Source organism: Pleurocapsa sp. PCC 7319 (genome assembly GCF_000332195.1).
Classification (GTDB): Bacteria; Cyanobacteriota; Cyanobacteriia; order Cyanobacteriales; family Xenococcaceae; genus Waterburya.
The window spans coordinates 6,135,038-6,152,785 of record NZ_KB235922.1; the positions used below are offsets into that span (position 1 = coordinate 6,135,038).

General features: G+C 39.0%; 17 protein-coding genes. 11 read left to right on the forward strand and 6 right to left on the reverse strand.

The features are described from left to right. Window positions 1-224: 224 nt before the first annotated feature. Window positions 225-1,316, forward strand: a complete 1,092-nt coding sequence (locus PLEUR7319_RS0131830; protein ID WP_019509297.1) for a calcium/sodium antiporter — start codon at window positions 225-227, stop codon at window positions 1,314-1,316. Window positions 1,317-1,367: 51 nt separating this feature from the next. Here PLEUR7319_RS0131830 and PLEUR7319_RS0131835 read toward each other — a convergent pair whose 3' ends face one another. Further along, window positions 1,368-2,327 carry a Sll0314/Alr1548 family TPR repeat-containing protein gene (locus tag PLEUR7319_RS0131835; RefSeq protein WP_019509298.1) on the reverse strand — a complete coding sequence of 320 codons (960 nt, stop codon included), beginning with the start codon at window positions 2,325-2,327 and terminating at the stop codon, window positions 1,368-1,370. 159 nt (window positions 2,328-2,486) lie between these two features. Here PLEUR7319_RS0131835 and PLEUR7319_RS0131840 point away from each other — a divergent pair, with 159 nt between their 5' ends. The 3 genes from PLEUR7319_RS0131840 (at window position 2,487) to PLEUR7319_RS0131850 (ending at window position 4,483) form a co-directional block, all read left to right on the forward strand. Beyond that, a complete protein-coding gene (locus tag PLEUR7319_RS0131840) occupies window positions 2,487-3,134 on the forward strand; it encodes an ABC transporter ATP-binding protein (protein WP_019509299.1) in 648 nt (215 codons plus the stop codon). Between the two features lie 14 nt (window positions 3,135-3,148). Beyond that, a complete protein-coding gene (rsmG, locus tag PLEUR7319_RS0131845) occupies window positions 3,149-3,892 on the forward strand; it encodes a 16S rRNA (guanine(527)-N(7))-methyltransferase RsmG (RefSeq protein ID WP_019509300.1) in 744 nt (247 codons plus the stop codon). Between the two features lie 87 nt (window positions 3,893-3,979). Next, window positions 3,980-4,483: a thioesterase family protein gene (locus PLEUR7319_RS0131850; RefSeq protein WP_019509301.1), complete on the forward strand. Its 504-nt coding sequence runs from the start codon at window positions 3,980-3,982 to the stop codon at window positions 4,481-4,483. A gap of 10 nt (window positions 4,484-4,493) precedes the next feature. On the opposite strand, the gene surE is transcribed toward PLEUR7319_RS0131850, so the two are convergent. Together surE and PLEUR7319_RS0131860 are read right to left on the reverse strand one after the other, a co-directional pair. Continuing rightward, on the reverse strand, window positions 4,494-5,171 hold the full coding sequence (surE, locus tag PLEUR7319_RS0131855; protein ID WP_019509302.1) for a 5'/3'-nucleotidase SurE: 678 nt from the start codon (window positions 5,169-5,171) through the stop codon (window positions 4,494-4,496). 14 nt (window positions 5,172-5,185) lie between these two features. Continuing rightward, window positions 5,186-6,034: an ABC transporter ATP-binding protein gene (locus tag PLEUR7319_RS0131860; protein ID WP_019509303.1), complete on the reverse strand. Its 849-nt coding sequence runs from the start codon at window positions 6,032-6,034 to the stop codon at window positions 5,186-5,188. Between the two features lie 100 nt (window positions 6,035-6,134). On the opposite strand from PLEUR7319_RS0131860, the gene PLEUR7319_RS0131865 reads away from it, so the two are divergent. The 3 genes from PLEUR7319_RS0131865 to PLEUR7319_RS0131875 all read left to right on the forward strand — a co-directional run bounded on the left by PLEUR7319_RS0131865 (window position 6,135) and on the right by PLEUR7319_RS0131875 (window position 9,847). Next, window positions 6,135-6,869 carry a 1-acyl-sn-glycerol-3-phosphate acyltransferase gene (locus tag PLEUR7319_RS0131865; RefSeq protein WP_019509304.1) on the forward strand — a complete coding sequence of 245 codons (735 nt, stop codon included), beginning with the start codon at window positions 6,135-6,137 and terminating at the stop codon, window positions 6,867-6,869. Between the two features lie 222 nt (window positions 6,870-7,091). Then, on the forward strand, window positions 7,092-9,035 hold the full coding sequence (locus tag PLEUR7319_RS37395; RefSeq protein WP_019509305.1) for a PP2C family serine/threonine-protein phosphatase: 1,944 nt from the start codon (window positions 7,092-7,094) through the stop codon (window positions 9,033-9,035). Between the two features lie 29 nt (window positions 9,036-9,064). Then, on the forward strand, window positions 9,065-9,847 hold the full coding sequence (locus PLEUR7319_RS0131875) for an aminotransferase class IV (protein WP_019509306.1): 783 nt from the start codon (window positions 9,065-9,067) through the stop codon (window positions 9,845-9,847). Here PLEUR7319_RS0131875 and hmpF read toward each other — a convergent pair. Together hmpF and PLEUR7319_RS43005 are read right to left on the reverse strand one after the other, a co-directional pair. Further along, a complete protein-coding gene (gene hmpF, locus PLEUR7319_RS0131880) occupies window positions 9,833-11,554 on the reverse strand; it encodes a pilus motility taxis protein HmpF (protein ID WP_019509307.1) in 1,722 nt (573 codons plus the stop codon). The genes PLEUR7319_RS0131875 and hmpF overlap by 15 nt on opposite strands. Window positions 11,555-12,005: 451 nt before the next feature. After that, complete coding sequence (locus PLEUR7319_RS43005) at window positions 12,006-12,167, reverse strand: hypothetical protein (protein ID WP_019509310.1); 162 nt, start codon at window positions 12,165-12,167, stop codon at window positions 12,006-12,008. Between the two features lie 88 nt (window positions 12,168-12,255). On the opposite strand from PLEUR7319_RS43005, the gene PLEUR7319_RS0131890 reads away from it, so the two are divergent. From PLEUR7319_RS0131890 to pdhA, 4 genes are all read left to right on the forward strand, one after another. Further along, on the forward strand, window positions 12,256-12,621 hold the full coding sequence (locus PLEUR7319_RS0131890; protein ID WP_019509311.1) for a response regulator transcription factor: 366 nt from the start codon (window positions 12,256-12,258) through the stop codon (window positions 12,619-12,621). Between the two features lie 59 nt (window positions 12,622-12,680). Beyond that, window positions 12,681-13,211 carry a chemotaxis protein CheW gene (locus tag PLEUR7319_RS0131895; protein ID WP_019509312.1) on the forward strand — a complete coding sequence of 177 codons (531 nt, stop codon included), beginning with the start codon at window positions 12,681-12,683 and terminating at the stop codon, window positions 13,209-13,211. A gap of 208 nt (window positions 13,212-13,419) precedes the next feature. Beyond that, window positions 13,420-15,993 (forward strand): methyl-accepting chemotaxis protein, encoded by a 2,574-nt coding sequence (locus tag PLEUR7319_RS0131900; protein ID WP_019509313.1) that lies wholly within the window; start codon window positions 13,420-13,422, stop codon window positions 15,991-15,993. Window positions 15,994-16,114: 121 nt separating this feature from the next. After that, window positions 16,115-17,146 (forward strand): pyruvate dehydrogenase (acetyl-transferring) E1 component subunit alpha, encoded by a 1,032-nt coding sequence (pdhA, locus tag PLEUR7319_RS0131905; protein ID WP_019509314.1) that lies wholly within the window; start codon window positions 16,115-16,117, stop codon window positions 17,144-17,146. Between the two features lie 171 nt (window positions 17,147-17,317). Here pdhA and PLEUR7319_RS0131910 read toward each other — a convergent pair whose 3' ends face one another. Continuing rightward, window positions 17,318-17,728, reverse strand: coding sequence for a hypothetical protein (locus PLEUR7319_RS0131910; protein ID WP_019509315.1), 411 nt, complete (start codon window positions 17,726-17,728; stop codon window positions 17,318-17,320). Window positions 17,729-17,748 lie beyond the last annotated feature (20 nt).

Sequence of the window (17,748 nt, forward strand, 5' to 3'; positions counted from 1 at the left end):
CCCTCAACTGAGTAGCTTGAATGTATTAACTTATGTTTATGTGCTGAAGTATAATTTCTAGTCTTAAAACCTTGAAGATTCTAGATGAGCGCAATTTCGAGATTCAATTTGTACCAGCAAGATAGTTACAAGTTATGAGTTATTGGTTAAGTATATTCTGATTTCAATTAATCTAATCAATACTGAGCAAGATTGAATAAACTAAACTTATCATTTCTGACTTTATGAACCCAATAACTTTTTTTACCTTAGTAGTAGGACTAGTCTTACTAGTGGTGGGTGCTGAATTTTTGGTTAAGGGTGCATCTAACGTGGCCGCGATTTTGCAAATTCCTCCCTTAATTATTGGACTAACTATTGTCGCCTATGGTACCAGTGCACCAGAAATGTCTGTCGGTATTATGTCCAGCTTTTCTGGACAGGGTGATATTGCAATTGGCAATGCTATTGGTAGTAATATCTGTAATATCTTATTAGTTTTGGGTTTGTCGTCACTTGTTGCCCCCCTAGTCGTCACCAAACAAATTATTCGCTCCGATGTGCCCATTATGATTGGGGTCTCATTGCTATTGTTGATGTTTAGCTTAGATGGCAAACTAAGCAGAGTAGACGGTCTAATTTTATTTATTGGCGGTATAGTCTATACAATTTCTTTAATTTATCAAGGTCGTCAGCAGGGAGTGGAACAAGACGAGTTTTCTGAAGAATATAGTTTTTCCGGTCAAAGTTCTCTAGCTTTATGGTTAAAAAATATAGTTTTTATTCTTGGTGGGTCAGGTTTACTTATTCTGGGGTCTCGTTGGCTAGTCGTGTCAGCAGTGGCTATTGCCCAAGCACTAGGAGTCAGTGAATTATTAATTGGTTTAACTATTGTGGCAATTGGCACATCTTTACCAGAACTGGCAACATCTGTTATTGCCAGTCTTCGCGGTGAAAGAGATATCGCAGTGGGGAATGTTTTAGGCAGCAATATTTTTAATATTCTGACAGTATTAGGTGTGGCAGGAATATTGTCACCCAATGGAATTCAAGTCAGTGAAGCTGTAATTCAGTTTAATGCGCCTGTGGCGATCGCTGTGGCTTTTGCTTGTCTGCCAATTTTTTATTCTGGTAAACGGATTGAGCGTTGGGAAGGGTTACTATTTTTGTTCTACTATTTGGCATACAATGGCTATCTAATTTTGGATGCAATTAACCACGAAAGCCTCCCAGTTTATACTACTATTATGCTCTTTTTTGCCCTACCTCTAACTGCAATCACTCTGATTACGGTAACTATCCAAGAAAAGCTAGCCGAGAGAAATAGGACTGGTTAATATCGATTTTAACGAAGTAAAAAGTATTAATCTTGATGATTTTTAAATATTTTAATTTTTAAAGTTAACAAAACCTTTAGCCGCTGTTTCCGATTCAATTTCAGCAATTTTTTCTTTGGTTAAACGATTCTCTCTTTCAAGGGTTTCTAAAACAAAATCAGGGAGTTGTGCAGATTTTTCCAGAGCTTGCTCAAAGTTTTTGATGGCATCTTCTAGGACTTTAATATCGTTTTCTTTCTTACCAATTTGTCTGAGGATTTGTCCTTTTAAATAATAATGTTCTGGATTCTCAGGAGCAGTTTTTAGAGCCTGTTCGGCATATTGCAAAGCCTGATTATATTGTTTCAAATCACGATAAGCTACAGCTAAACCCCTCTCGACTAAATAATTGGGAGCAGCGTAAGTCTCAAAACGAGCGATCGCCTGTTCGGGACTAGAAAAAGGCAGATTTACGGCTAATAACAAATCTATATAGCCTTTGATTAAGTTTAATTCCGGGTCATTGGGATCGCTTGCCTCTGCTTCATCGAAGTATTTAAAAACCAATTGTAACTTATTAATAGCATCAAGAGCGCCTTGTTTCTCGTAAATATAAGCCCCATCTAAAAAATGTCCTACTGCCAAATAAAGATTACCCCGTACTGGATCTTCCACACTTAAAAACTGTGCCGATTCTAAAGTTTTGGCAGCATATTTTTTAATACTTTCCCAGTCTTTTTCAGTATAGGCTAAAGAAGCAAGTAAAGCATAAGTTAAAGGTTCATTTGCCTCTTCGGATTCGGCTAATGCTAGCTTTTCATTGACTGTTTTGTAATCTCCTTCCAAAAATACAGTTTTAAACGCTTCTTCCGTATACTTCCCAATTTCACGGGGATTTTCGGAGCGAAAAGGATCTTTCCCCAGAGCCGCGCTATTGCTTAAGCCAATAGTCATAGTAATACTCAAGGGTAAAGCCCAAACCAATTGTTTTAACTTAATTTTAAAACCAGTAAGATTAGTTTTTCTCTTCATTATGACTATTGGTTAACTTCACAAATATCGACGTAATCATCAAAAATCTAGTTCCAGAAATTTTAAATAATATTATTATTAATTATCGTCAATAACAAACTAAACTTAGCTAAATTAAAAATCGTATAATTGGGATATTAAATTTCGAGATACTAGATAATGCTCCGACTGCAAAATTTAATTTATCATCCTCCTGCTACCCCTCAACCTATTCTTAAAAATATTAACCTAGAACTCCCAGCACAGAAACTAGGTCTAATTGTTGGTGCGAGTGGCTCAGGAAAAACTACTATCCTCGAAATTTTAGCGGGATTAGCAGAGCCCACTAAAGGACAGATTTATTGGCGTACCAAACAACTATCAGATATTGAATTACAACAGTTAGCAGGATTGGTATTTCAGTTTCCTGAACGGCATTTTTGTGGTGGCACAGTGCTAGAAGAATTACGTTTAGGTCATCCAGAATTAGACATCAAAAGGGTGAAAGATGCCTTAAGCGAGGTAGGATTAGACCAGATATCACTTAATGTATCTCCTCATGATTTGAGCGGAGGTCAGCAACGTCGCTTGGCTTTAGCAGTGCAGCTAATTCGTCAACCTAATGTATTAATGTTAGACGAACCCACCGCAGGATTAGATTGGTCAATGCGAATTCAGCTAGCTAGATTATTAGCCAAATTAAAACAGCATTGGACGCTATTAGTTGTTACTCACGATCCTGGTGAATTAATTGAAATAGCCGATCGCTGTTGGACAATTAACCAAGGAGAGTTAAAACCTATTGAGCCAGTTGCCTTGAACAAATAATCAACTATGAGCCTATGAGTCAAATTAGAACTAATAAGCTGCCTCAGATGAACCAAATGTGGCAACAAACTCTTCATTGGCAACCCAACACCATTCAAGAGCAATTGTTTCAACAAGTTTATCAAGAGATCTTAGCGGGCAATCGTCAGCAAAATTTGACTCGGATTACTACTCCAGAGGATTTTTGGGAAAAACATTTGTGGGACTCACTATCCGGGATAATTGGCTTGGATAACAATTATTTGACTCAAGAATTGCAAGTGATTGATATTGGTACAGGGGCAGGTTTTCCAGGTATTCCTCTGACGATCGCTTTTCCTAATTGGCAGATTACACTACTAGATTCTACCCGTAAAAAAATTGCTTTTGTTAATAGTCTGATTACCAAACTCAAGTTGAATAATGCCACAGGAGTTGTTGCCCGCGCCGAAGCTTTAGGCAGAATTCCCGGCGATCGTGAAACTTACGATCTGGCTTTAATTAGAGCAGTTAGTAAGGCTTCGGTATGTGCCGAATATAGTCTTCCCTTTGTCAAAGTAGGAGGGATGGCTGTTCTCTATCGAGGTCATTGGAATGATGAAGATACGGATAGTTTGAAGTCGGCAGTAGCTCAGTTAGGTGGCGAAATCGAATTGCTTTATCCTTGGGAAACCCCAGTCAGTAAAGGAGTACGTAACTGTGTTTATTTACGCAAACTTTCCGCAACTCCTCAAAAATTCCCCCGTGCAGTCGGTATTCCTGATAAGCAACCTCTTTGAAATAAGTACCTGTGCAAAATTCAATTGAGCTTAAAATAATTAAAGTGACTAATTCTTAGTAGATAAATCATTAGGAATATAAAGAAATTGACAGATCAAGCAAAACAACCTCCTCAGTTACCCAAATTACCCACCTCGGCTATTGAATCAGAGCCTGGCTTACAAGCTCAAACCCAGCGATGGTTTGAGTATCCAGTCAAAGCTCAGCCACACCACACAGATTATGCAGGAATTGTCTGGCATGGCACTTATGTAACCTGGATGGAAGAAGCGAGAATTGAGTATTTACGTTCCATTGGGATTGAGTTTGCCGATTTAGTTGCTTTAGGTTGTGATTTGCCCGTAGTTGACTTATCCCTACGTTATCATCTACCAATTCGCTTGGGAGTCTCGGCTATAGTTAAAACCCGCTTGATAGAAACTAAAGGAGTCCGTATCAACTGGGATTATCAGATCCAGTCCTATGACGGGCAGGAACTATTTGTTACCGGCAAAGTAGTTCTTGTGGGAGTTGATCGCGAGAAAGGCAAAATTATGCGTCAATTGCCTCCCAGTATTCAAGATGCTCTGCTTAAACACGCCATGACCTAATTTATAAACTTTATAAACTAATTAAAGTTACAGAGATATTACCTCCAAAACAGATATCCACATCTGTCCCTGGAGTGCGATCGCGTTTAGCATACTCACCTTGATAATAATAGGTATCTCCTTCGACACGGAAATCTACTGGTAAAGGATCGGTACTCGGTTCACAGAAAATAATTTTGGGTTCAGGCTGATGGGGTTCGAGATGAGGTAAATTAACATTCCAAAAGCTACCATGAGGTAAAGGACGAGCTGACAAATTCTGTAATACTCTACTTGTCCAACGAGTCGCTTGCTGCCAATCAATCACTAATGGTCGTTTAATCCAATGAGAAATAGCAATTCCAGGAATACCATGAATAGCAGCCTCTCTGACTGCGGCGACTGTACCAGAAATATAGACATCCGTACCTAGATTTCCCCCCGCATTAATTCCTGAAAGAACTAGTTGCGTATTTTTAGCAATCTGGGTAATTGCCATGCGAGTACAATCTGTAGGGGTACCATCTAAAGAATATTCGCTGGTTGTTTTTTGCTCTAGCTTGATTCCTTGATGAGTAGTAACTTGGTGTCCGCAGCCGGAGTACTGTTTATTAGGGGCAACAATAATGCTTTCTCCAGTTACAGCCTGTTGCAAGGCGCGAATTCCAGGCGCATCAATCCCATCATCGTTAGTTAAGATAATCGTCATTACTGATTACTGATTTATTGTCCTAAATAGGCTTCTAATACTGATTTATTATTTTGAATTTCTTCTGGTGTCCCCTCTGCTAAGTTTGTTCCTTCTGCCATGACCCAAACGCGATCGCACAAGCTCATAATTACATCCATGTTATGTTCAATCACCAAAAAAGAAATTCCCTGTTGATTCCAGTTAACGATATGTTCGCAGATTTGGTTAATTAAAGTAGGGTTGACTCCTGCTGCTGGTTCATCCAACAAGATCAATTTGGGATTAGTCATCAAAGTACGAGCTATTTCCAAGAGCTTTCTTTGTCCTCCTGATAATGCCCCAGCATAATCCTGAGCCTTAGCTGCTAACCCTACCGACTCCAAAATATCCATGGCTCGTTCCTTATTTTTTCTTTCCTCTGCTCTCAATTTTGACTGCTGAAACCAAACCTTAAAAAAATTTTCTCCAGTTTGATGTGGTGTTGCCAAAAGCATATTTTCTAAAACTGACAGACGAGAAAGCACTCTGGCTACCTGGAACGTACGAATAAATCCCTGAGTAGCAATTTTGTGGGGCGGTAAATTATGAATTGGCTGTCGATCAAATAAGATCTTGCCCTGATCGGGCGGAATAAAATTAGAGAGCAAATTAAATAAAGTTGTTTTGCCAGCTCCATTGGGACCAATCAATCCTGTAATACTCCCGCGATTAACTTCTATTCGGGCATTGTCTACTGCTTTGATACCTCCAAAGCTTTTGGATAATTCTGTAGCTTTGAGTAAAGAGTCTGCTGATAAATCTGGTTGCACTACTTGATTTAGATATTCATTAAGTAATTGATCTAAATTACCAAAAATTTTCGACCAAGATCCAAATCCCATCCAACAGATGACAACTCAGTAAGTGTCCAGTATTCAACAGACATTTAGATAAAGAAAAATTAAGGTAGTAAATAGAATGGAGTAAACTTTAGTTCATTTAATGACGCAGACAAAAACACAGCACAATTCAACAGATTTTAATACAGAGGACTCGGATGAATTAAATTCTCGCATATCTCCCTGGCTAGCCAAAATACTTTATCCTTTAGGATGTTATTTTGTTTTACCTCTTTTCTTTGGCAAAATACAAATCACTGGACAAGAAAATATTCCTCTACAAGAACCAGTAATTATTGCACCGACACATCGCTCTCGCTGGGATGCTTTTATTGTTCCTTATGCCCTAGGAAGATTGGTTAGCGGCAGAGATTTGCGCTTTATGGTTTCTGCTAATGAGGTTAAAGGAGTGCAGGGTTGGTTTATTCGTCGTATGGGAGGATTTACCGTAAATACAGAACGACCTCAAATTAATAGTATTCGCCACAGCATTAAATTATTGCAGCAAGCTCAGGAAATGTTGGTAATCTTTCCTGAAGGGGGAATTTTCCATGATTACCAAATACATCCCCTCAAGAGAGGAGTTGCTTTAATTGCCTTGCAAGCAGAAACAGACAAATCAGAGAGAAGAGTTAAAATATTACCTGTGGGGATTCGCTATAGTAAGCCTTGTCCCAGTTGGGGAACAGAAGTCAAGGTGGATATTGGGACACCGATAACAGTAGCCGAATACCTGAGCAATTCATCAAGAAAAAGCTCGCAAAAGCTAACTATAGCTTTACAGGAAAGTTTGCAGAAACTTTATGAAAATAAAGATCTTAATAATAGTTCAGACTAAAACCAACGTAAATAAAATTTCTAATTTAGTATAGGAATACTTTAAAGTCTATGAGATTTGACATAATAAACAGACTGATAAGTTTATAATATCGGCTTAAGAGTCGATTGAATGTCAAAATTATTTGGTCTCTTTGTGTCACAAAGCCCCCGGTGGCTGTCTGCAAAAAAACGTAACCTCAACTTCTGTTACAAGGAGTACGCTCAATAGCTTAAACCGTCTATGCCATACTCTGAGCCTAGAATTCAATGCTCGAATCATCAATGTGGAGCGTCTAATAAACTAGAAGCTCTTGTTTGCCATCGATGTAGTACGCCAATAATCAGACGCTATCTTTGGAGCAATAAAATAACAATTTCCGATGGGCAAGAGCAAACCTTAATTAATGGCAGATATTTGGCTTTGGGACCGCAAATTTTCTTGGACACTCAACCAAGTAGTCCTCCAGTAACTCCTGAAGAAGTTCCTCAGGAAATTGTTGCTTATCTGCAATTATTTCCTTATTATCCTCATATTCCACAAGTTTATGGTCAATTAGATGGTACAGATGCTTGGCTTTTAGATTATGGGACAGTACCCAGCAGTATTCCTGGAAAACTAGATTATCCTCAACAGCTTCTTCCCAAACTGAAATTTTTATGGTCAAGTGCTACGGCTCTTCAGCAACTGAACTGGCTATGGCAATTAGCAAAATTATGGAAACCATTATTTGCTAAGAAAGTAGCTTCTACTTTACTCAATCCAGATTTAATTAGAGTTAACGGTCAGCTAGTGCAAATACTGCAATTACATCCTGACCAAGATCATCAGCCCAGTTTGAGAGAGTTAGGTGGTTTATGGTCGCAGTGGGCAGAAGATGCTCATCCTAGCATTAGAGAAGTGCTCGAACAGCTTGCCGCTCGTCTCAAGGCAGGGCTGATTGATCAAGTTAGTCAGGCGATCGCCATTTTAGATCAAGCTGCTAATCAAACTAGAAAAGCCAGAAAATACTCATATCAAATCTATGCTCTGAGCGACTCCGGCCCGAGCCGTAGTAACAATGAAGATGCTGCTTATCCAGTTCATAGTCAACTAGATAACATTCCTAGCTCGGAGAATTCTTTAGCTATTGTCTGCGATGGAGTGGGCGGACATGATGGTGGAGAAATAGCCTCTCAAGAGACGATTAAGTATCTACGTAGCAAAATATCAAAACTAGCTCTTCAAGACCAAAATCATCGCCCAGGAAAAGTATTGGGAAAATTGACCAAATACATTAATGGGTCAAACGATATCATTAGTCAGCGCAATGATACTGAACAACGTCAGGAAAGACAGCGCATGGGAACTACTCTGGTTATGACTCTCTCCTGTGCTCATGAAATGTATATTGCTCATGTAGGGGATTCTCGTATTTATTGGATTACTCCCAACAGCTGTCACCAAATAACCATTGATGATGACTTGGCATCGCGAGAAGTGCGCCTAGGTTATGCTGTCTATCGAGATTCTTTACAATACCCCTCCGCTGGAGCTTTGATTCAAGCTATAGGTATGCGAGATTCAGCGGCACTTCATCCCAATTTACAGCGTTATCTGATTGATGGTGACTGTATTTTCTTGCTTTGCACAGATGGTCTAAGTGATTTTGATCGTGTGGAACAAAATTGGCGGAGTAAGATCTTACCAGTCTTAGATGGTAATCAAGATCTACCGAGTGCAGTCAAAGAACTAATTAGCATTGCTAATCAACAAAATGGACATGATAATGTTACCGTAGCTTTAGTTCATTGTCAGTTAGAACCTCTAGCTGATGCTTCTCAGATAAAACTTGCTTGGTCAGATGTCGAATTTGCAATTAGCGAATCTAGTTTATGGTCTGATACTAATCTGACGAATGCGATTGTGACTGACTCTACCCCTACTGAAGAAAATTCCCCAGCAGAAACCGAGATACCAGAACAACCGATTGGAGAACCATTGATTGGAGAATCGTTAACAGTCAAAAGACAACCAACATGGTTAAAACCGCTGATTCTACTTTTAATTGTTTCTCTGGTGGCAGGGTTAGTTACACTTTTCTTGGTGCAACAAACTATTCAAAAACAAGATAAATCCAATCCTACTACAGATACTCAAGAATTAGAATTAACTGAACCAAATCAATCAGATCGATCAGATCAATAGTAATAGAGCGGTATGTGGGTAGGCTCAGTATGTTTTGGTACGATGGTCAATTAATCAGTCACAACTACCTTCAGATAAATATTAATCAGCCAGGATTGCTCTATGGAGCATCGGTGTTTACTACCATACGAGTATATGAAAAATCTTTGCAACATCCGTTAACATATTGGCAAGCTCACTGCGATCGCCTTAGTCACAGTATTGAGATCTTTAATTGGCAGCAACCTAATTGGCAAACATTGCAACAAGGTGCAGAATTAATTTTAGCTAGTTTCCCTGTCTTGAGAATGATGGTATTTCCCGACGGCAAAGAATTAATAGCAGGTCGTAATCTGCCATCTGACTTAAAACAACGTCAGAGAAAGGGAATAATCGCCTGGGTTGCTACAGAACCTATCTTTAAACGGGAAGTAGCTCAACACAAAACGGGTAATTATTTGGCTGCTTACTTAGCCCGTAATCGAGCGAAAAACTTTCACGCTCAGGAAGCAATTTTAATAGATCGCCAAGGTAATTGGTTAGAAACTAGTACTGGCAATCTTTGGGGTTGGCGAGATGGTTGTTGGTATACTCCCAAATTGGGTTCAGGAATTCTCCCAGGTATAGCGCGATCGCGATTGCTTAATTTACTTCAGAACCAGGGAACTCCGGTGGAGGAAAATATTTGGACATCTGAATTTGTGAGAACACTCCAAGGGATCTCATACTCCAATTGCGTGGTAGAAGTTATCCCCATGAAAAAAATTTTGTTTGCAGATCATCACCAAGACTATTTGCTGGTTAATTTTCCCCAGAATTTAAGTAGCTGTTAAATCGGTTATAATATCCTCAATTTTTGTTACAGCATTGCTAGGGTTGCTGTCCAGATAAGTCCCCATCAATTGTTGCATTTCTGAAACCTCATGGTTAATCCGATCCAAAGCGTCTTGTAATGGTTGTAATTGTTGTTCGTAAAAATCTATTTGAGACTGCTGTTTAACAATACTGAGATTTAACTCGTTCCAGCTATCTTGTTGCTGAGCGATTTCTGACTCCAATTGACTTTTTTGATGCTTCTGTTGCTCGAGATTAGCTTCTAACCTCTGAATACTTTGCTCTATCTGAGCTACTTCTTCGGCTAACTCTTGCTGTTGTTGTTGCAGCTTTTGATGTTGTTCTTCCAAACCTTGCTTAATAGGTTCTAAATCAATATCTTGAATCTCCGAGTCAAAGTCAAAATCAATTATCCCTTGACGACGTTTCAAAACTCGAGAATGTTGTAATAAAACTTGGTGCCTTTCTTTGAGAGAACGACGCTGTCCGACTAAGGTTTGATCCAACATCTTTTTTGCTTCCTTTTCATCAGCCAATTCTTGCTCTAAAGTTAGGCGCTCAAATTCTCCCACTTGGGCAATTTTCGCTTCTAATTCTTCAACAGCTTTACATTGCCAACCTAATTCTTCTTCTTGATCGTTGACAAATCTGGCTACTTTTTCCAAGTCTTTTTTGAGACTTTCGACAATAGTTTCTAAATTGGGCAACGGCATATTTTCTAACTCTTGGATATCTAACTTTTGCCCATTACCAGAGTCAGATTCAGAACCAGCCAGCATTTGTAACATATTGTCTTGAGCTTCTGACTGTAAATTAAGAAATCGAGTTAATTCCTGCTTAACTTCTAAAGACTTGAGTTCAATCCCTAACTGTTGCTCTGCGGCAGCAATAGATGCGACAAGAGACGATACTTGTTGTTGTTTAGCGGCTAATTCCGCTGCGATACGCTCCAAGTCTTGACGTTTAGTTAAAATAGCCTCAGAATTTTGCTGCAAATTTTGCCAGTGAGGTTGGAGAAGTTCTTGTTGTTTGGCGATCGCTTCAGCCGTTAAGTTTAATTTATCTGACAATAAATTACTAGTGTCGCTAGCAGTAGTTAAAATCGCCAATTGTTGTTTAATAATATTGGCTTGCTCATCATCCAAAATTTTAGACTGACTAACTTGCTCTTCTAGATTTCGTTGTTCTCCTCTTAACTGCTCCCAAGCACCTTGTAGTTCAGCACTTTTAGCTTCAAATTCGGCTCTGATCTGATCTGTGTCTGCTTTGGCCGCTGCAATTTCCTGTCTTTGCTGTTCAAACTGCTTAAACTCCTCCTCCATTTGCTCAACTTGTTCGAGGCGAGTTTCCATTTCGATTTGCCGCCGACTCAATTCCTCACTTTGAATTGCCAAGGACTCTTTCCACTGACTAATCTCTTGCTCTTGATCTTTAGTTTTTTCTAGTAAACGAGAGAAATTTTTTAAAACACCAATAATTTTTTGCGAGGCTAATTCTATTTGCCCTTGTATCTGACGATTAGCACCTAAGTTAACGACAATCAAAGCTCCATCATAAAAATCATTAGTCTCTTCAAGAGTAATTGATTCATTGCTAATAATGCTCCAACTCTGATCATTGCGCTGACAGGCTATGAGCTTAAGCTTTGTCTCGACGCCGCCCATAAAACCTTTACTTTGTTTTTGTATTTCTGCCAGATATAGCACTCTTGCCGTCCCCTTGATTTTTTCTGTGCTGAAACTCAGAAAAATTAAGCTTTTCCAGTTTACTGTTGATTTATTAAAACATCCAGCTAAAAATTGGATTTCAAGTCATTACTATTAAAATTTATTGATTTTAATATCCCCAGCATAACCATCATCAGAATTGGTTGCCAAGGTTTTTTGTTGCCTAACTTTTGATGACAATCAGATTTTTTTAACATGACACTAAGTGTTGATAATGACGTGGCGATTGGTCAAAAAGTAGAGTATATTCTGAAGCGTAGAGGTGTTATTGACTATATTTTACAGATTATATCTCAGTAATCAGTAAAATCTCGGAAATCAAACCTAATTTAATCGGTTTTAAGCTAATTTTTCGGAATTAAATGGAGGTTAAATATGTAACTTACCACAATATTTCTAATTCTGTTGATAAACTGGAGTTTTCCTGGTTTTAGCTGACAGGAATTATGGTATTCGTATTAAAGTCAGCATTGTGTTTGGTATTGTTAATTTTAATTGAAAACATCACGGCAATAAAAGCTACTAGTTTGGCTATAAATTCAGAGTAGTTAGCAGAAAATCTTGCTCCTTGATATTGATTGTCAGCAAGCAAATAATTATTAGTGAATTATTTGCCATTCAACTAAATTGATTCCTAAGTAGACTTTAATTAAAGTATGACTTTTCATATATAGCGTGTTATGAGCAAAGTTCTAATCGTAGAAGATAGTTTGGCACAAAGACAAATGATTTCCGATCTTTTGAAAGGTAGCGGACTTAAAGTAACCGTTGCTTGCGATGGAGTAGAAGCCTTAGAGCATCTGGAGACATTTAACCCTGACATTGTCGTAATGGATATTGTGATGCCCAGAATGAATGGCTATGAACTATGTCGTCGCTTGAAATCAGATCCTAAAACTCAAAATGTTCCCGTGGTTATGTGTTCTTCCAAGGGAGAAGAATTTGATCGTTATTGGGGCATGAAACAAGGTGCAGATGCCTATATTGCTAAACCTTTTCAACCAGTAGAATTAATTGGTACTGTCAAACAGTTGCTTAGAGCCTAAATCAAAATTGTTTATTGACTAGGATCATGAGCAACTAGCATATTTATAGAAAAAACACTATGGTTAGCAACCCAGAACTGTATACCGAGAGTGGTCTTGATTTATCTTTAGATATACAGCCATTAGAAAATCCGGAAGGAGAACTTCATCTTCGTTTCTACTTAGCTTCGGGTGAAGCCTGTGCCTTTCCCGCAACTGGTATTGCTGAAGTAATGCAACAAACACCAGATCAGATTGCCCCAATTCCCAATGCTTCTCCCCTGTTATTGGGAACCATTAATTTGAGAGGAAAGGTGATCTGGGTGGCAGATTTAGGGCAATTTCTAGGAGATAGTGGAGTTCTCAAAACGGATCGTCCCACAATTCCTGTCATTGCGATCGAAGATCAAGAGCAGATATTAGGTTTAGCAATCAATAGCATTGGAGATATGGATTGGTTGGATGTAGAGCAACTAGAAATCTACCATCCTCCATCAGATACTATGGCTCCTTTCGTTCAAGCGCAATGGCAAGTAGAAGATTCAAGTAATCAAATTATTAATTTATTAGACCCGGGTAAGATTCTTAGATCTGCACGATGGGCTACTTAAATCTATATTAAATGGCGAATAATTAACACATAAGTTAAAGCTTATACTTATTGACCGATATAGAGAAAACATCATTTACTCATGAGAGTTTTCTAATTTCTTATTAAATTTAACAGCCATTGTAGAGTCAAAACATACATACATAAAGTAACTAACTATCAAGAACAACGTCAGCAACGAAAACTTAGATTAATTTGGCAAGAAGCATATGGCATCAGGTACTAATTATTCACAAGAATACGGACAGGCAGAAAAAGCTTATTTAGAAAGTGATTTTTCTCAAGCAGCAAAAATCATCGATCATTTAGCTGAGGAATTTCCCAATGATCCTAACGTTTTGTTGCTGCGGGGTCATATCTATTGTTATGGATTTCAAAACTATGAGTTAGCCAGAAAGCAATACGAGAGTGTATTGAAATTAAGTGAAGAGCAAGATTTACTAGATTTTGCGAGTAGTGGTATCGAACAGGTAGAGCAATTACAGCAGCAATCAGAAGATTCTTTTGATGAAAGTAATTTTGAACTGACAGAATTACTTGATGAGGAAGCAATTGAGGAAGCTGAAAATTCAATTGAAATTGATTTTGCCGACGATAACAAGATTGAAGAAAATTTTGTTAGTGAAGATTTTGATCTGAGTCATAATCTTGACTCAGAGTTCAACGATGCAGCTATAGACTCAGATATAAACCATAGTTTTATTCCTTCAGTTGAGGATTCATTTGGCAATCCTTTTGCTGGTGAGCAAGAACCAAACTCTGAAGACTTGGCATCAACTGATGAAGATAGCGATGCTCAAGATCCGTTTGCTCAATTTGAGCAGGAGTCATCTTCGGCTTCCGAAGATTTGCCCGCTATGGAGCAATTAGAAGTTCATAATAGCTCTACTTTTATGGTGGATTCAGAGGATGAAGACGACTTTCTCCCTGAGTATGATGATGAGGAATTGGCAGTCAATCAGACTGAATATCAAAGCGACTATGACGATAGTTCTGAGTTAGAGATTGATACAGTTTTGACTGAACCTTTTTCAATGGAGGCAAATGAAGATTATGGTCTGGTAGATGTTCCAGAACAAGAAGGATTAGACTATCAAGATGAACTGGAATTTGATGAGATTGACAGCAGTTTCTTTGACCTCGAAGAGCTTGAACAAGGATTACCTGATACGGGCTTGTTTAATGTTCCTGAAGATGCTAACAATCCTAGTCTAAGTCTTGCCAATGACTTAGCTGCGGAATCTAGTGAACTTAATCCAGAAGAAATTGCTATCAGTGACCCAGTTTCACCTACCACTACAGCATTCTCAGCCTTGCCAGAAGAACCACAAGTAGATGTCAATCAAGGAGCTTTAGCCAGTTTTATTAATGCTCCTATGAGCAAGAAACAATTGCTTACGGCTGGAGTAACAGGATTAGTTTCGGCGATCGCAGTTTTAGTAATTGGTACTATTGGTTCTACAGTACTCAAATCTGATTCTGCTAAACCCTTTAAAGGTATACCCAACAACCTTGTTTTGGCATTAGTAGCTGGCGCCAGCAGCCTAGGCACAGCAGCAGTATTAGGTAATATAACGGCTAAACACGTAGCCAAAGCTAGTCAAGATTTACAAACTCAGTTTGATGATGTTTATCAGGGTAATCTGAATGCTCAGGCTACCGTTTATGCTCAAGATGAGTTTGGTCAGCTAGCTAATGGTTTTAATCGTATGACCAGAGTAATTTTAACGACTACCCAAGAAGCTCAAAGAAGAGCCGAAGAAACCGAACAGGCAAAAGAGGATCTGCAACGTCAGGTGATTCGACTACTAGATGATGTAGAAGGTGCAGCTAGAGGAGATTTAACTGTACAGGCAACAGTAACTGCTGACGTATTAGGAGCCGTTGCAGATGCCTTTAACTTGACTATTCAAAGTCTGCGAGAAATTGTGCGTCAGGTAAAAGAGGCTGCCGAACAGGTAAACAAAGGTTCTACGGATAGTGAATTATTTGCCCGCAATCAGTCAAGTGAAGCATTACGTATGGCTGAAGAATTGGCTGTTACCCTAAATTCAGTCCAAATGATGACTGAATCAATTGAGCGTGTGGCAGAAAATGCTCGTGAAGCAGAAGAAGTAGCTCGTTCGTCATCAGTAACTGCTCTCAAGGGCGGTAAAGCAGTAGAACGTACTGTATCAGGGATTTTCCAAATTAGAGAAACCGTATCAGAAACAGCCCGCAAAGTTAAGCGGTTAGCGGAAGCATCCCAAGAAATCTCCAAAATTGTTCTCCTGATCTCGCAAATTGCAGAAAGAACCAATCAATTAGCTCTTAATGCGTCAATTCAAGCAGCGAAAGCTGGTGAAGCAGGTCGAGGTTTTGCAGTGGTTGCCGACGAGGTTAGACAGTTAGCCGATAGATCGGCTAAATCTTTGAAAGAGATTGAGCAGATCGTACTCCAAATTCAAAGCGAAACTGGATCGGTGATGACTGCTATGGAAGAAGGCATTCAAGAGGTAATTGACGTAACAGATAGAGCTGAACAGGCGAAAACAGCTTTAGAAGATATTATTCAGGTATCTAACCGCATTGATACTCTAGTACGCTCTATTACTGCTGATACCGTTGAACAAAGAGAAAATTCTCGTGCTGTAGCACAGGTAATGCAATCAGTGGAATTAACCGCGCAAGCTACTTCCCAGGAATCACAGAGGGTTGGTGGAGCCTTACAAAGTCTGGTTGGCATTGCTCGTGGTCTTCTGTCTTCTGTAGAAAGATTCCGTATCGATAAAGGCGAAGAATAAAAATACCAACTTAGAGACAATGTTGAAACAGGCGATAGCGATCAACATGACAGTTATCTCTTTCTTCAGTTTTAGTTTTATGATTCAATAGATATCTGCGCCTTTATGGAAAAACTAGTCTATGTGTGCTGAAAGAACCTTACCTAAATTTGATGCTACTTCTGTCAAGATTACGAAAGAAGAAGGATTTATCCTTTATGAGGATATGGTTTTAGGACGCTTATTTGAAGATAAGTGTGCTGAAATGTATTATCGAGGCAAAATGTTCGGTTTTGTCCACCTCTATAATGGTCAGGAAGCGGTTTCGACCGGTATAGTCAAAGCTCTACGTCCTCAAGGTGATTTTGTCAGTAGCACTTACCGCGATCATGTTCATGCCCTCAGTTCTGGTGTTCCTGCCAAAGAAGTTATGGCAGAGCTATTTGGTAAAGAGACAGGATGTAGCAAAGGTCGTGGTGGTTCGATGCATATGTTTTCCTCTGAACATGGACTTTTGGGGGGTTATGCTTTTGTCGCTGAAGGCATTCCGGTTGCTACTGGTGCAGCTTTTCAGAGTAAATATCGCCGTGAAGCAATGGGAGATGAAAATTCTGATGCTGTTACGGTTTGCTTTTTTGGTGACGGTGCTAGTAATAACGGCCAGTTTTTTGAATGCTTGAATATGGCAGCTCTCTGGAAATTACCAATTATCTATGTAGTAGAAAACAATAAATGGGCAATTGGTATGGCTCATGATCGCGCTACTTCTCAACCAGAAATCTACAAAAAAGCCAGTGTATTTAATATGGCAGGTTATGAAGTCGATGGCATGGATGTCTTGGCAGTCAACACTTTAGCCAAAGAAGCTGTAAAACGTGCTCGTGCAGGAGAAGGACCAACTTTAATTGAAGCTTTAACCTATCGCTACCGTGGACATTCTCTAGCCGATCCAGATGAATTGCGTGACCCTACAGAAAAAGAATTTTGGGGACAGCGCGATCCAATCAAAAAATTTGCTGATTATATGATCAAAAATAATTTAGCTTCAGCAGCAGAATTAAAAAAAATTGATGATCGGGTTGCCGCAATAATTGACGAAGCGGTGAAATTTGCTGAAAGCAGTCCCGAACCTAGTCCCCAAGATTTACATCGCTATATATTTGCCGAAGACTAAGTCTAAAATATAAATATTTTAAGTGCTTAAAAAGACCAGGAGTGATTTTAAAATCCATGCGTCTCCCCCAAAAAATTTTAAAAATTAGAAAGCGCAGACAGATTACTTGCCCTGAGAATGGCACAATGCTCTGTGACTCCTCGTCTTTACAACTAATAACTGAAGAAATACTTAGTCAATATATCCCATAAGAGTAGCAGTTTCATCTGACTCGTTGGATGCAACAGGTCGATTCCCCATAATTACATAAGAATCACTAACTTGAAGAGTACTAGCAGCAATCGGTCGATTGCCAGAGATGGCTAAAGAACTGATAAATTCAACAGTTCCTTTGGTAACTGGGCGATTTGAGCCTACAGAAGAATAAGTATTAACTACTTCCAAGCTACTAGGTTCAATAGGTCGATTTTGAGGGAGTAGAGTTTTTGATTGTACTGAAAGAGCTAAAGCTTTCTCTTCCTTAGGTTGTGACTCGGTTTTAGCTTTAGTTTCGGTTTGACTTTTAGTCGTACTCGTAGTTGCAGTAGATTTAGATTTAGTGGTTTTTGCTTGAGTACTGTTAGTCTTACTTTCTTCAGTCATTAGGATTTTCTCCTGAACTT